The sequence below is a fragment of the Bradyrhizobium sp. LA6.1 genome (assembly GCF_040547805.1).
In the GTDB taxonomy this organism is placed as follows: Bacteria; Pseudomonadota; Alphaproteobacteria; order Rhizobiales; family Xanthobacteraceae; genus Bradyrhizobium; species Bradyrhizobium barranii.
The window spans coordinates 522,865-536,712 of record NZ_JBEPQK010000005.1 but is presented as its reverse complement, the minus strand read 5'-3'; the positions used below and the strand labels follow the sequence as shown (position 1 = coordinate 536,712).

Sequence of the window (13,848 nt, the reverse complement as noted above, 5' to 3'; positions counted from 1 at the left end):
TGAAGCAAACGCGCCCTGATCCGGCCCTGTAGACGCCGAAATCCCGAATGAAGCTTCGGATCAGCCCTTCGAAAGGCGCGCCACGCCGCAAGAAGCGAAAGAGCGCGAGGTATTCGGGGGCCTGACAGGAGCGTGTCGACCATGAAGTTTTTCACAGGATGTGTGGCCGCTGCCACGCTGGCGCTGGTGGCGACGGCCGCCGAGGCACAAGTTCCGGCCAACGGCGCTGCGCGGGGCGCCTATATCGCGGTCTCGGATTTCGACGGACCCTATGGGCCGCCGGAAGCCGCGCCGCCGCCGCCCCGTTACGGTTACGGCTATGGCTACGAGGAGCGCGGTCCGGCGCCGGCGCTGCTGCCGTCGACCGAGGTCTACGCTGTGCTGCGCGACAACGGCTTCTCGCCGCTCGGCATCCCGCGCCTGCGCGGCGGCGTCTACACCATCGCGGTGATCGACCGCCGCGGCGACGACGGCCGGCTGGCGATCGATGCCCGCGACGGGCGAATTCTGCGCTTCATGCCGGCCGCCGACGCCTTCGGCATGGCGCCCAGCGATGAGGTGCCGACGGTTGCACCTTACCGTCCACAAAGCGCGCTGCCGCCGCCGACCATGGTCCGCAGCGGCCCGCCGCGTCCGCCGGCCTCCATCCCGCATGTCGCCAGCCGCACCGTGCCGCTGCCGAAGGCCGCACCGCGCCGCGGCGAGGCGCCTGTCGCCGCCGCCAAGCCGGCCGCGGCAGCTCCGCAGCAGGCACAAGCGCCGCAGGCACAGCTCACCCAGCAGACCGCCGCCGTGCAAGCAAAGCCCGCCGAAGCCGCACCGCAAACCGCCGCGCCAACCGTCGGTCAGGCCAAGCCGGCTCCGACGATCATGCCGACGCAGGAGATGCCGGCGGCGCAGGGGCTGGACTAGCGCGCTCGCTTGACGCGACTGCGCGCCACGCGCTGGACGGAGACCTGAGCAAAACAAAAGCGCCCGAAGAGCTCGGGCGCTTTTTCATTGCGGCGATCGCGCGCTCAGCTGCGCGGATACCCCGCCGCTTCCAGGATCAGATTCGCCACGTCCTTCGGATGCGACACCAGCGAGAGGTGGCCGGCATCGAGCTCGATCGTGGTTGCGTTCATGCGCTTGGCGAGGAAGCGTTCGAAATCGGGATTGATGGTGCCGTCGTTCTTCGACACCGCGTACCAGCTTGGCTTCGTGTGCCATGCAGCTTCCGTGGTGCGGCCGGCGAAGATCGAGGCGGCCGTCGGCCATTGCACGGCGTAGAGCTCCCTGGCCTGCTCCGGCTTCACGCCATTGGCAAAATACTTCAGGAAGGCGTCTTCCGAGAGCTTTGTGTAGCCGTCGCGTTCGACGATGCCGGCGCGGGCCGGGCCTGCCGGAAACTGCTTCGACAGCGCGACGAAGTCTTCGTTCGCATCGGGCGCGCGTGCGGCGACGTAGACGAGGCCGGTGACCTTCGGGTCGTTGCCGACCTGGCTGATCACGGTGCCGCCCCAGGAATGCGCGACCAGCACGGTCGGGCCATCCTGTTCGGCCAGCGCGCGCTTGGTCGCCTCGACGGAGTCCGCAAGCGACGACAGCGGATTTTGCACGGCGGTGACGTGCAGGCCCGCGGCCTGGAGGATCGGGATCACCTCCGACCAGCTCGATCCGTCGGCCCAGGCGCCGTGCACCAGAACGACGTTCTTGGCTTTCACCGTCTGCGGCGTCTGCGCGTGAGCCAGGCTGATGGGGGCCGCCAGCAAGCTCGCGGCGACGAAAAGGCTGCGCCAAAGTGACATGATCGTGCTCCGTATTGTTTTTGCTGCGATGCCCAAAGGACGGAGCGTGTGGTCGCGGCGTTACATGTCCTCACCGTTCTGTGATGCAATGCAAAACAAAAAAACGCCCCGGGGCACCGGGGCGTTTTCGCAACTTGGCGGCTGTCGGCGTGCTTAGGCGGCGACCGAGCTCTCGATCACCTGCGCCTTCGGCGCGCCCGCGTTGATGGCGATCTGGCGCGGCTTCTTGGCTTCGGGAATCTCGCGCACGAGGTCGACGTGAAGCAGCCCGTTCTCGAGCGAGGCGTCCTTCACCTGCACGAAGTCGGCAAGCTGGAAGGCGCGCTCGAAGGCACGCGCGGCGATGCCGCGGTAGAGCACTTCGGACTTCGAGTTCTCGTTGGCGACTTTCTCGCCCTTGATCGTCAGCGTGTTTTCCTTCGCGACGAGGGAGAGCTCGTCCTTGGCGAAGCCGGACACCGCAACCGTGATGCGGTAGGTGTTCTCGCCGGTACGCTCGATGTTGTAGGGGGGATAACCGGGGCTGCCGTCCGAACCGGCCTGGTCGAGCAGGCTGAAGAGGCGGTCGAAGCCGACGGTGGAACGGTAAAACGGAGTCAGGTCGTAGGTACGCATGGTCTAGTCCTCCATTGAGCGACTGTTGGTAACCCGCCCGCCAATCGGGCCGGGCTTTAGTCTGTGTGCAGCCTAATGTTCCGGTTCCGAAACACTGGTAGCGGCCTGCACCATGGTGATATGGGTTCAGGGGAACGGCGTTCAAGAGGGCGGCAAGTTGCGCCTTTTCGGCGCTCCAGCCCCTTGATTTGCAGCATTTCTCGCCCAATGACGCTGATCTCGATTCCGTCCAATCCCGTTCCCGAAGACGTCGTCAGCGGCACCATCAAGACACCCGATGGCGCCGAGCTGCGCTTTGCGCGCTGGGCGCCGCCGGCGAACCGCAAGGGCACGGTCTGCGTCTTCACCGGACGCAGCGAGCAGATCGAGAAATATTTCGAGACCGTGCGCGACCTGCGCGACCGCGGTTTCGCGGTGGCGATGATCGACTGGCGCGGGCAGGGCCACTCCTCGCGCCGCCTGCGCGATCCGCGCAAGGGCTATGTGCGCGACTTCTCCGATTTCGAGATCGACGTCGAGACCTTCGTGCAGCAGGTGGTGCTGCCGGATTGCCCGCCGCCCTTCTTCGCGCTCGCCCATTCCATGGGCGGCACGGTGATGCTGCGGGTGGCGCACGCGGGCAAGCGCTGGTTCGACCGCATGGTGCTGTCGGCGCCGATGATCGACCTGCCCGGCCGCGCCACCTCGTTTCCGGCGCGGGCGCTGCTGAAGACGATGCGCCTGATGGGGATGGGCGGTCGCTATGTCCCGGGCGGCAGCGACCACATCACCGGGCTCAATCCCTTCATCAACAATCCGCTGACCAGCGATCCCGTGCGCTATGCGCGCAATGCCGCGATCCTGGAGGAGGATCCGACGCTCGGGCTCGCGTCACCGACGGTCGCCTGGGCCGATACCGCCTTCCACGCCATGAACACCTTCAAGGGCAAGAACTACCCTTCCCAGATCCGCCAGCCGATCCTGATGCTGGCGGCCTCCAGCGACACCGTGGTCTCGACCGCGGCGATCGAGGAGTTCGCCTACCACCTGCGCGCCGGCTCCCATCTCGTGATCGCCGGCGCCAAGCACGAGATCCTCCAGGAGCAGGACCGCTACCGCTCCCAGTTCTGGGCCGCCTTCGACGCCTTCGTGCCGGGCACGCCGCTGTTCAAGTGAGGAAGCAGCGGCGGGGCGAGGTAAGAAGACCAGCTCACAGCGTCTTCAGATACTCGATCAGGTCGTAGCGCTCTTGCTCCTTGAGCACGCGGCCGATGGTGCCGTCCTTGCCGGGGCCCGGCGTGCCATCGAACGAGTGGCCGGCATTGCTGTTGCCGAAGGTCTCGGTGCCATCAGACGCTCGCGTCGAGAAGCGCGACTGCCCGGTCTTGCAGCTCTCGCCGTCGACGACCGCGAAGCCGACCTGCTTCGGATCGTAGTCGCGACCACCACCCATGCAGAACGATTTGGGGCGCTCGGCCGCGGGGCTCAGCATCCAGTAGAGCGAGGGCACCGATCCGTTGTGCAGGTAAGGCGCGGTGGCCCAGACGCCGTTGAGCGGGCGCGCGCGATACCAGGGCCGCGGCTCCTTCGCCTCGGGCGGCTGCGGACCGGGATTCGGGCAGTTTTTGCGCTCACCCCACCAGGCCTGCTGAACCTTCGGGTCGATCTTCGCATCGTCCATCGCTTTGCGGCTGACGATGTCGACGAGCACCATCAGCCCGACCGAGTACGGCATGTCGGTCGAGGAGATAGCCGGCAGATTGCAGCTCCACCAGGCATTGAGCTTCTGCGTGGGATCGAGCTCGAGAAAGCCCGGGACCTGAACCGTCCGCGTCTGCAGCACGCTCGCCTGAGCGGGATCGGTCCCCATGCCTTTGACGCTTTTCTGGACCTCGTTCAGGAATTTGTCTTTGCCGATGGTCTCCCAGCGCGACGAGGACCAGATGCTCTGGTCCGGAAACTCGGTGTCGAACACGGGATCGTTGACCGGCCCGAGATGGCATTCGACGCAGATCTGCGCGTAGAGCTTGCGGCCGTTCTTGACGCGTTCACCATCGATCTTCCAGGCATTGTCGCCGAAGATGTCCGACGGCCATTTCGGCGATGTCAGTCCGGAGAGCTGCTTTTTCGGATAGGGCGCCGCCCCCTTCAGCAGATCCTCGATCCAGTTCAGATTCTTGATATCCATCGACGAGCGGAACAGCGTGTCCTTGGGGGTATTGTCGGACAGATTGAGCAGCGCCGTCACGCCCAGCGCTTCGCCGGCGTTGCGGATCAGCGGTTGTTCGATGGACGCGTCATATTGCGCGAATTTGAGCCAGGGCACGGTCCAGATCGGCGGGAAGCTGACCGGCGCGTCCTTGGCGTGCAGATTCTTTTCGAAGCCGCTGAGGCCGCTGAGCGTCATGTCCTGGGCGAAGACCTGATTGCCGATGCGGTTGAGCGCGTCGAGACGGCCGTATCCTTCCTCGGTGTCCTGCTGCTTCTCTTCCCGCTTCGTCTTCTCGTTGAACCTCGTCTTGCCGTCGATGGTTTTCGCGTAGGTCTTCTCCCAGTCGATCAGGAACGTGCTGATCGTGCGCAGCTTCTGCTTCAGCGCATCGCGATCCGCACCGCTGGCGGAGGGGCCGAGCACACGGTCGGCGAAGCGGATAAAGCGACCCGGCACGAGGAGCGTGTAGGCGATCGACAGACCCGTCGTGACCTCGAGCTTCCTCAGGTCGGTCATCGCCGGGCCGCCGTCGAAACGGATGTCGATGCCTTTGTAGTGAATCTGGCCGGTGTGGCAGGCGGCGCAGGTCAGGCCGATCCGGTCGTCGCCGACCTGGCCGGTCGCAGGATCGGGTACGCCGGTCATGCGCGCAAAGCCGACGGGCAGGCCGTCGACGTTTTCAGCCTGGGCGCCCCAGTTAACCGGCGGATCCCAAAGCCGCGCCGGCACCGGCTTGGTCTTGTCGTAGACATTGGCGTAGCCGAACCGGCGCAGCGTGGCGTCGTCGGTGTTGATTGTCTGCGGGCTCGGGATGAAGCCGAAGCGCTGGAGATGGTCGCTGTCATGCAGCATCCCGGGCTTTGCGAAGAAATGAAGCCGCGGCTGCTCGAGCGCCATGAACCAGCTATAGGGCACCGGGAAGGTCGCGGTGCCCTGGCTGGCGTGATGAAACCAGTGCCGGTCCTCCAGCGCCCAGTTTTGCTCGAGCCAGTACGCGGCCCGGGGTTCGACAAGCTTCGGCAATGGCGGCGCCACGAGGTCACCGAGGATGCCGGGCAGCATCGGCTGGAATTGATCGGGAAAGCGCAGCGCCACGACGCCAAAGACGAGCAGCGCAGCGACGAGTCCGCCGGCAACGCGCAATATCAGTGAGGGCGGTTTGACCGGCTGGCTGACGACCCGCTGCGTGATCCTCTCCGGGAATTTGCGCTCGTTGAACAGCGTACGCACGTCGGCGATGCCGAGGTAGCGGTTCTCGCCTTCGCCCTTGCCCATGATCTTCAGCAGGATGGGCCATTCGAACTGCATCAAGATCCGGTAATACCAGCGCGCAGCGCTCCCGGCGCGCTTGAGGTTGTCGCGCATGTAGGTCTGTATTTCCGACGCGTTGATGCCGGGCTCGGTGCCGCCGCCGTTCGGATCGGTATAGTCCCTGCCGAAGCTGGCCAGGCGGGCGATCTGATCCTCGTTGACCTTGCCGTCGACGCCGAGGATGCGCGAACCGGCGCCGCGCTTGTCCAGGGGGCCGCCGCGCAGCGCATCGAGCTGTGCGCCCGAAAAGATGCTCTTCAGGATGTGACCGAAGCCGTTGGCGATCAGCGCGATGCCGCGGGTCTCGACGCGGGCCACCGTCTTCATCAGGCCCTTGTCGCCGCTCGCATTCGCGATCGTCTGCGATAGCTTGCCGATCGGGACGGTCCCGCCGTCGACGAAGCCTTCGCAGACGAGGCCGCGCAGGAAGGGGCAGGGATTGTCTGGCGAGACCTGGATCGAGGGATCGAAGGGAGGCTTCGAGGCGGGGTCGTTCATGGCCCAAAATCCTGAAAACAGCGAATCGTGAAATGAAGACGCGCCGATAGAGCGCGGAAAGTCCTAACAAACCGACAGCAGCTTATACTACTTCAGCGTGTAAAAAAGTGTGGCTGAATTCACGGTCCTGTCAATAAAGGCCGGTCCGCGGTTTGCGAAGGGACTGGATCGGGACCGTGAAGGCCCGCCTGTCAGGACTCGGCCGCGCGTTTGACGTCGCTTTGCACCAGGGTCAGCTTGCTGAGCGGCACGCCCGCGTTCAGAAGCCCCTCGCGGTAATGGGCAAGGTCCTCGGGCCGCTTCCAGTGGAAATTGCGCAAGTGACGATCGACATTCAGCGTCGGGTAGTTGCGCATCAGCACGCCGACGGCCTCGCCCGCCTCATCGTCCCGACCCAACTGTGCCAGCGCCGCGGCACGGATCGCCAGCGCCTGCATGTGGTTCGGGTTGATGTAGAGCTGCTCGCGCGCCCAGGACAGGGTCGCGTCGTATTGCCCCAGCAGATAATGGCTGAAGGCGTTCAGCGCGGCCCATTGGTAGCGCGGGTCGCTATTGTCGCGCTGCGCGGCCATCGAGAACAGCTCGATCGCCTCGCGGTGCTCGCCGATGACGAAATGGCAGATGCCGAGCACGCCGCGTGCGCCGTTGTCGTAGGGGTTGAGCGCGACCGCGCGCTTGGCGGCGTCCATCGCGGCCTCGTAATGCGCCTCCATGGCATGCGCCCAGGACAGGATCGAGAAGGCGAAGGAGGAGCGCGGGTCGAGCCGGACGCTGGTCTCGGCGAGGGCCATCGCCTCGGCCCACATCTCGCGGGTGCCCTTGACCCACCCGAACTGGATGCTCTGGATCTGGATCGTGGCGAGATAGGCGTGCGCGATCGACAGTTTGGGATCGAGGCTGATGGCTTCGCGGAACAGGCCGACGGCGGTGGCCAGGTCCTCCTTGGTCTGCCGGTAGTAGTGCGACAGCCCCTTGAGGAAGCGGTCCCAGGCGGTCACGTCGGTGGAGAGCCGCGCCGGCGCCGAGGCCTCCGCCCGGACGATCTCGGTGGCGATGGCGGCGGACAGATTGGTGGTGATCTCGTCCTGCATCGCGAACAGTTCGCCGATGTCGCGGTCGTAGCGGCCGGTCCAGAGCTGCTCGCCGGTCTCCGGCGCGACCAGCTCGGCGGTGACGCGGATCTTGGCTCCGGCGCGCCGCACCGAGCCCTGGATCAGATAGGTGGCATCGATCTCGCGCGCGATCAGGCGGGTGCTGGTGTTCTTGCCCTTGAACGCGAAGGTCGAGTTGCGGCTCAGCACGCGATAGAAGGATTGCAGCGACAGCGCGTGGATCAGATCCTCGGTGAGGCCGTCGGAGAAATATTCGTCCTGGGCGTCGCTGAGATTGGCGAAGGGCAGCACACCGACGATCGCTGTGCGGTACTGCTGCGACAGCACCGACGCCTCCCGGAGCTCGGGCGCAAGCGCCGGCGCACCCTCGGGCATCCAGGTCCAGACCCCGATCGGGTCCTTGATGTTCTTGAAGCGATGGTTGCCGGCATCGACCAGCAGCGCGGTCAGGTGCTTGCTCGCCTCCCGGTAGGCCTTGGCCGAGATGGCGAAGCCGCCGGGGCTCGCCACCGCTTCGAGGCGGACGGCAATGTTGACGTCGTCACCGAATACCTCGTCCTCGTCGGCGATGACGTCGCCCATGTGGATGCCGAGGCGAAACTGCATGGCGCGCTCGGCAGGCAGGTGGTGGTTGCGCTCCGCCATCAACGTCTGCATCGCGATCGCGGCCTCGACAGCGCCGACGATGCTCGGGAACTCCAGCAGGAAGCCGTCGCCGGTGTTTTTGACGACGCGGCCGCCATGGTTGAGGATGATGGGATGGATCGCGCTGCGATGGGCCTTAAAGGCGGCATGGGTGCCGGCCTCGTCGCTGCCCATCATGCGCGAATAGCCGGCGACATCGGCGCAGACGATGGCGGCCAGACGTCTTTCCATAGTCCGGAGCTCCAAGGGATCGATGACCGGCCCCCGCGTGGCAGTCGCCTCGAATCCCGCATTTCCAAGAACACTGCCTTTATAGAGCAGATAAGGCCGAGCGAAAGCATGATCCGCATTGCAAATTTGAGGTAAATTCTCCGCAATCCTGGCGGTGGACGGCGGCGGCCGAACCGAATAAGCCCGCCTTTCAAGGCTGACGGGGGCACCTCACATGCTGGGCATTCACGAGATCTGGCTCTTCATCCTGTCGGGCATATTGCTCAACATCACGCCCGGCCCGGACTCGGTCTACGTGATCGGCCGCAGCATGCAGATGGGCTGGCGGGGCGGCGCCGCGGCCGCGCTCGGCATCAGTTTCGGCTGCTTTTTCCACGTTGCGGGCGCGGCAATCGGCCTTTCGGCCCTGCTGATGGCCTCATCGACCGCCTTCTCGATCCTGAAGCTGGTCGGCGCGGCCTATCTCGTCGTGACGGGACTTCAGATGCTGTGGTCGCGCCCGGCGCTGGCCGCAGCCATCGACGAGCCGGAGCAGAGCCCGCTGCGGCGGGTCTTCCTCCAGGGCGTCTTCACCAACGCTCTCAATCCCAAGGTCGCGCTGTTCTTCCTGGCCTTCCTGCCGCAATTCGTCGCAGCCGATTCCCCGCACAAGCCGCTCGCCTTCCTGACGCTCGGCCTGATCTTCATCTTTACGGGAACGTTGTGGTGCCTGGTGCTGGCGGCGTTCGCGGCAAGGGCGGCCCACCGGCTGCGCAAGTCTGAGGGCGCGATCGCCTGGGTCAACCGCGCGCTCGGCGGCCTCTTCATCTATCTCGGCATCCGCGTCGCCATGCTGGAGACGCGATAACTCATTCGAACGAATGACTGGTCCGGCATGCAGTCGGCCCGATAGAGGCCGCGCGGGGAGGTTTCGATGGTTCGTGGAAGCTGCCTATGCGGCGTCGTGCGTTTCGAGATCGATCATGTGCGTGCGCTGACGCATTGCCATTGCGCCAATTGCCGCAAGCTGACCGGTGCCGCCTTCGCCACCTACGCCCATGTCGATGCCGACAAGTTTCGCTTTGTTGCCGGCGAGGACATGACGGTGGCTTACGAATCCGCACCGGGGAGCTTCCGCCATCGCTGCAAGACCTGCGGCTGCCTGACGCCGGGCAAGGCGAGTTATCTGCCGACCGTCAGCATTCCCGCCGGCCTGCTCGATGACGATCCCGATGTGAGGCCCCGCCTCCACGTCTTCACCTCGTCGCGCGCACCGTGGTGGACGATCCAGGACGATCTGCCCCAGCACGAAAAATGGGTACCGGGATACGAACCCAAATCGTAGGCCTCAGGCGAACTCCTTCAGCAGCGCGCTGCCGGCGAGATAAACGCCGAGCAGGATCATCGCGATCAGGAACCAGCGGCGAAACGCTTCCGCCGGCATCCGCGCCCGCACCGACTGGCCGACGAACATGCCGGCAAAGGCCATGGCCATGCCCACGGCGCCCGGCACGGCGTTCGCCGGCGTCAGCAATCCGCCGGCGGTGAGATTGAAGGCGAGCGCCAGCGTCGCCGTCGTGAAGAACACGCCGAGCGCCTGCACCAGCTCGTCCTTCTCCATGCCGATCGCCTGCATGAACGGCATCGAGGGGATCACCTGCACGCCGGTCGAGGCCGAGATCACGCCGGTGATCACGCCGACCACGCCGCCGACCCATTTCTCGTTCTGCGGCGCGACGTGGAACTTGAATTTGCTGAGCCCGATGATCGCGTAGATCACGAGCAGGATTCCGAGCACGATCGTGCCGTAACGGGCATGCGGGCCGGTCAGCGCGCCGGCATTGAGCCAGCATCCGATCACGGTGCCGATCATCAGCGGCCACAGCCGCCTCAGGATGTCGCGCAGATAGGGGCCGGCGAAGGTCTGCCAGATATTGGTGACGATGGCGGGCACGATCACGATGGCGATCGCGCGGCTCGGCGCCATGTTCACCGCGAGCAGGCCCATGGACACGGTCGGCAGGCCGAGCCCGACCACGCCCTTGACGAATCCGGCGATCAGGAAGACGGCGGCGATGAGGATGAGGAGCGGGTCAATCATATCTTGCACATTGACCGAAGCCGCGCGCGGGCACAATCTGAAGGTTACGGAGACAGCCTTCGTTCCTGGCGGAGGCTGAGGAGAATCCGACCATGCGCTTCGACCTCGTCGACCTCCAGCTCTTCATCGCGGTAGCCGACCAGCGCAGCATCACGCGCGGCGCCGAGCGATCGAATCTCGCCTTGGCCTCTGCCAGCGCGCGCATAAAAGGGCTCGAGGACGCGCTCGGCGTCGCGCTGCTCAAGCGCGGGCGGCGCGGTGTCGAGCTGACTGCGGCGGGCGAGAGCCTGCTCGATCATGCACGGGTCGTGATGCACCAGGTCGACGCCATGCGCGGCGATCTCGCCGGCTTTGCCAGCGGCGTGCGCGCGAGCGTGCATTTTCTCGTCAACACCTCGGGGCTGTCGGAACATTTGCCGAAGGCGCTGGCGGGCTTCCTGCGCGAGCATCGCGACGTCGCCATCGACATCGAGGAGCGCGAGAGCACCGATATCGCGGCAGCGATCACCGCCGGTGCCGCCGATCTCGGCTTCGCCGCCGAGCACGCGCTGCCCGACCATATCGAGCGCTTTGTCTTCAGCGAGGACCACCTGACATTGGTGACGTCGCGGCGCGGCCCGTTCGCGGGCCGTCGCCAGATCGATTTTCAGGAGACAGGCGCTTGTGACTTTGTCGGGCTCACCAGCGCCACTGCGCTCCAGATGCACATTTCGAAGCACGCCGCCCGGCTCGGCATGCGTCCGCATTACCGTGCGCGTCTGCGCGATTTCGACGCGATCTGTCAGATGGTCGCCGCTGACGTCGGCATCGCCCTGGTGCCGATATCCGCCGCCCGCCGCTGCGCCAAGCTGATGCCGCTGGCCATGGTCCGCCTGCGCGATGCCTTCGCCAACCGCAAGCTCGTGATCTGCGCACGCAGCTTCAAGGCGCTGCCAAGGCCGGCCAAGATGCTGGTGGAGCATTTGCGGGCGGCGGCGGTGTGAGGGCGGCTTTTTTGATGTGAGCCTACGCTGCGGCTGTGCGCACAACTGCGCTCCCTCCCCCCTTGCGGGGGAGGGCGGGGGAGAGGGGTGGCCCAGGAAAAGGTATCGCTGTCGCGAAGAAGAGAGATCGATGGAGTCCCCGTGTGGACCCCTCTCCCTAACCCTCCCCCGCAAGGGGGGAGGGAACGCACCTGTCGCGTTGTGAGGCCGTTCGCCTACCGCGCGCTACTTCGCCGTCTCGACGCCGGCGTCCTTGATCACCTTCGCCCACTTCTTCGTCTCGTCCGCGATGAAGCTGCGAAAATGCTCCGGCTCGTCGCCGATCAGCGTCGCGCCTTGGGCGGCGAGCTTTTCCTTTACGGCCGGATCCGCCATGGCCTTCGTCGCCAGGCCATGCAGCGCGGTGACGATCTCTTTCGGCGTGCCCTTCGGCGCCACCATGCCGTACCAGTTCTCGATGCGAAGATCGGCAAAGCCCGCTTCCGCGGTGGTCGGCACGTCGGGCGCGGTCGTGGAGCGCTCGGCCGAGCCGACCGCGATGGGCTTCAACGCGCCCGCCTTGACCTGCGGCAGCAGCACGGGGAGATCCAGGAACGTCATCTGCACCTGCTGGCCCAGGAGATCGTTCACCGCGGGCGCCGCGCCGCGATAGGGCACGTGGACGATGTCGATCTTGGCCGTCAGCTTGAACAGTTCGCCGGCGAGGTGCGGCAGGCTGCCGGGGCCGGAGGAGGCGAAATTGAGCTTTCCGGGCTGCGCCTTGGCGAGCGCGATCAGCTCGCCGATGTCCTTTGCGGGCACGTTGGTGGCAACCACCAGCATTTCCGGCACGGTCGCAACCAGCGTCACCGGCGTGAGGTCGCTCGCTGTGTCGTAGGCGACCCGCTCCATGCTCGGGCTGATCGCGAGCGCGCCGGCTGAGGAGATGGCGATGGTGTAGCCGTCGGGCGCGGCCTTGGAGACCGCGTCGGTGCCGAGCACGCCGCCCTGGCCGCCGCGATTGTCGATCAGCACCGGCTGCCCTGACAGCTCCGACATGCGCTGGCCGATCACGCGGGCAATGATGTCGTTGGGCCCGCCGGCCGGGAACGGCACGATCAACTTGATCGGTTTTGCGGGGAAATTCTGCGCGGAGGCGAGGGCGGGAAACAGGAGCAGGAATGCGAGGAGGAGCTTAGGCCAGTTGTTCATGCAGGCTCTTTTCATGCACGCTCCTTGGGGCGCTTATCCGTTGAGCAGTTTCAGTGCTTCTTCGTGAACTCTGGCGTCGCCGGCCGCGATGATGCGGCCGCCGCCCTGGGCCGGCTTGCCTTCCCAGGTGGTGACGACGCCGCCGGCGCCGGTCACGATCGGGATCAGGGCTGCAATGTCGTAAGGCTTCAGCTCGGTCTCGACCACGAGATCGACGTGACCGGCCGCCAGCATGCAATAGGAGTAGCAGTCGCCGCCATAGCGCGACAGCCGCGCGCCCTGTTCGATGCGGCTGAAAATGGCGCGGTCGCGTTCGTTCATCAGCAGCGGGCTGGTGGTGTAGCTCGTCGCTTCCGACAGCGAGGCGCAGCGGCGGACCTGGAGCCGGCGCTCGCCGGACGGGCCTTTATACGTGGCCGAGCCGTTGTCGCCGGAGAAGCGCTCGCCGATGAAGGGCTGGTGCATCATGCCGTACACCGGCGCGCCCTTGTGCAGCAGCGCGATCAGCGTGCCCCAGATCGGAAAGCCGCCGATAAAGGATTTCGTGCCGTCGATGGGGTCGAGCACCCAGACATAATCGGCGTCCTCGCGCTCATTGCCGAATTCCTCGCCGACGATGCCGTGCTGGGGGAAGCTCGCCTTGATCAGCCGGCGCATTACCGCCTCTGCGGCGCGGTCGGCCTCCGTCACGGGGTCGAAATCCTTGGTCTTGCTCTTGTCGTCGATCGACAGCGAGGTGCGGAAGAACGGCAGGATGGTTTCGCCGGAGGCGGTGGCGAGCCGTCCGATGAAGGCTGAGAAGTCGATCACCGTCACGGCGCATCCTCAAAACGAAAGTCGGGTGAAGCTCGCTCCTGCCTAGCTCAATTCGCTTCTCGCGTGCAGCGCTGAGTTGGTTTGCTCCCTGGTATTTTGGATGCCGCAACCGGATGCCCCATCCCAGTCATATGCTGGCCAAATATCGATCATAGAGTTGAAAACTTAGTTCCGAGTATGCCTCGTTCGTATGCAAACGGTTATCAACCCATTGAATTTCCTTATCAAAGAAACTGAATCTGGGTTTCGCTATAAGCAATTGAGCCATGTGCATATTGCATGGGAAACGGCTCAAAAGCCCTTGCACTTTGTGCGTCGCGGCCGCATATTGTTGCGGTGCGGTAGCGCTCTGCGTTACCGCTGCCCTCCTTGGGCGTTTCCTCCCTAG

12 protein-coding genes are annotated in these 13,848 nt (G+C 65.3%); 5 read left to right on the top strand and 7 right to left on the bottom strand.

The genetic code is table 11. The annotated features are described in order from the left end of the window. The first annotated feature begins 141 nt into the window (after window positions 1-141). Window positions 142-912: a hypothetical protein gene (locus ABIB99_RS16405; RefSeq protein ID WP_354176611.1), complete on the top strand. Its 771-nt coding sequence runs from the start codon at window positions 142-144 to the stop codon at window positions 910-912. A 104-nt stretch (window positions 913-1,016) separates the two neighbouring features. On the opposite strand, the gene ABIB99_RS16400 is transcribed toward ABIB99_RS16405, so the two are convergent. Both ABIB99_RS16400 and ABIB99_RS16395 read right to left on the bottom strand, forming a co-directional pair. Beyond that, window positions 1,017-1,787, bottom strand: coding sequence for an alpha/beta fold hydrolase (locus ABIB99_RS16400; protein WP_063985699.1), 771 nt, complete (start codon window positions 1,785-1,787; stop codon window positions 1,017-1,019). 153 nt (window positions 1,788-1,940) lie between these two features. After that, a complete protein-coding gene (locus ABIB99_RS16395) occupies window positions 1,941-2,402 on the bottom strand; it encodes an Hsp20 family protein (RefSeq protein WP_063985698.1) in 462 nt (153 codons plus the stop codon). 207 nt (window positions 2,403-2,609) lie between these two features. Here ABIB99_RS16395 and ABIB99_RS16390 point away from each other — a divergent pair, with 207 nt between their 5' ends. After that, on the top strand, window positions 2,610-3,557 hold the full coding sequence (locus tag ABIB99_RS16390; protein ID WP_028148092.1) for an alpha/beta fold hydrolase: 948 nt from the start codon (window positions 2,610-2,612) through the stop codon (window positions 3,555-3,557). Window positions 3,558-3,591: 34 nt separating this feature from the next. On the opposite strand, the gene ABIB99_RS16385 is transcribed toward ABIB99_RS16390, so the two are convergent. After that, the gene (locus ABIB99_RS16385; RefSeq protein ID WP_354176608.1) at window positions 3,592-6,402 is read right to left on the bottom strand and encodes a di-heme-cytochrome C peroxidase; all 2,811 of its coding nucleotides are present in this window, start codon (window positions 6,400-6,402) and stop codon (window positions 3,592-3,594) included. Window positions 6,403-6,593: 191 nt separating this feature from the next. After that, window positions 6,594-8,390 carry an adenylate/guanylate cyclase domain-containing protein gene (locus tag ABIB99_RS16380; RefSeq protein WP_354113980.1) on the bottom strand — a complete coding sequence of 599 codons (1,797 nt, stop codon included), beginning with the start codon at window positions 8,388-8,390 and terminating at the stop codon, window positions 6,594-6,596. Between the two features lie 214 nt (window positions 8,391-8,604). Between ABIB99_RS16380 and ABIB99_RS16375 the strand changes: the two genes are divergently transcribed. Continuing rightward, window positions 8,605-9,237, top strand: coding sequence for a LysE family translocator (locus ABIB99_RS16375; protein ID WP_354113979.1), 633 nt, complete (start codon window positions 8,605-8,607; stop codon window positions 9,235-9,237). Between the two features lie 66 nt (window positions 9,238-9,303). Beyond that, window positions 9,304-9,714 (top strand): GFA family protein, encoded by a 411-nt coding sequence (locus ABIB99_RS16370; RefSeq protein ID WP_354176605.1) that lies wholly within the window; start codon window positions 9,304-9,306, stop codon window positions 9,712-9,714. Between the two features lie 3 nt (window positions 9,715-9,717). Here the strand turns inward: ABIB99_RS16370 and ABIB99_RS16365 are convergent, their stop codons facing one another. Beyond that, window positions 9,718-10,470, bottom strand: a complete 753-nt coding sequence (locus ABIB99_RS16365) for a sulfite exporter TauE/SafE family protein (RefSeq protein ID WP_028148087.1) — start codon at window positions 10,468-10,470, stop codon at window positions 9,718-9,720. 92 nt (window positions 10,471-10,562) lie between these two features. Here ABIB99_RS16365 and ABIB99_RS16360 point away from each other — a divergent pair, with 92 nt between their 5' ends. Next, window positions 10,563-11,453, top strand: coding sequence for a LysR substrate-binding domain-containing protein (locus ABIB99_RS16360; protein ID WP_354176604.1), 891 nt, complete (start codon window positions 10,563-10,565; stop codon window positions 11,451-11,453). Window positions 11,454-11,678: 225 nt separating this feature from the next. On the opposite strand, the gene ABIB99_RS16355 is transcribed toward ABIB99_RS16360, so the two are convergent. Both ABIB99_RS16355 and hisN read right to left on the bottom strand, forming a co-directional pair. Then, window positions 11,679-12,644 (bottom strand): Bug family tripartite tricarboxylate transporter substrate binding protein, encoded by a 966-nt coding sequence (locus tag ABIB99_RS16355; protein WP_354176603.1) that lies wholly within the window; start codon window positions 12,642-12,644, stop codon window positions 11,679-11,681. 33 nt (window positions 12,645-12,677) lie between these two features. After that, a complete protein-coding gene (gene hisN / locus ABIB99_RS16350) occupies window positions 12,678-13,460 on the bottom strand; it encodes a histidinol-phosphatase (RefSeq protein ID WP_014491808.1) in 783 nt (260 codons plus the stop codon). Window positions 13,461-13,848: the final 388 nt, after the last annotated feature.

Excerpts from the sequence above, each read along its gene's own strand:
- ABIB99_RS16405 (WP_354176611.1), top strand. The coding sequence starts at position 142 with ATGAAGTTTTTCACAGGATGTGTGGCCGCTGCCACGCTGGCGCTGGTG.
- ABIB99_RS16400 (WP_063985699.1), bottom strand. The coding sequence starts at position 1,787 with ATGTCACTTTGGCGCAGCCTTTTCGTCGCCGCGAGCTTGCTGGCGGCC.
- ABIB99_RS16395 (WP_063985698.1), bottom strand. The coding sequence starts at position 2,402 with ATGCGTACCTACGACCTGACTCCGTTTTACCGTTCCACCGTCGGCTTC.
- ABIB99_RS16390 (WP_028148092.1), top strand. The coding sequence starts at position 2,610 with ATGACGCTGATCTCGATTCCGTCCAATCCCGTTCCCGAAGACGTCGTC.
- ABIB99_RS16385 (WP_354176608.1), bottom strand. The coding sequence starts at position 6,402 with ATGAACGACCCCGCCTCGAAGCCTCCCTTCGATCCCTCGATCCAGGTC.
- ABIB99_RS16380 (WP_354113980.1), bottom strand. The coding sequence starts at position 8,390 with ATGGAAAGACGTCTGGCCGCCATCGTCTGCGCCGATGTCGCCGGCTAT.
- ABIB99_RS16375 (WP_354113979.1), top strand. The coding sequence starts at position 8,605 with ATGCTGGGCATTCACGAGATCTGGCTCTTCATCCTGTCGGGCATATTG.
- ABIB99_RS16370 (WP_354176605.1), top strand. The coding sequence starts at position 9,304 with ATGGTTCGTGGAAGCTGCCTATGCGGCGTCGTGCGTTTCGAGATCGAT.
- ABIB99_RS16365 (WP_028148087.1), bottom strand. The coding sequence starts at position 10,470 with ATGATTGACCCGCTCCTCATCCTCATCGCCGCCGTCTTCCTGATCGCC.
- ABIB99_RS16360 (WP_354176604.1), top strand. The coding sequence starts at position 10,563 with ATGCGCTTCGACCTCGTCGACCTCCAGCTCTTCATCGCGGTAGCCGAC.
- ABIB99_RS16355 (WP_354176603.1), bottom strand. The coding sequence starts at position 12,644 with ATGAACAACTGGCCTAAGCTCCTCCTCGCATTCCTGCTCCTGTTTCCC.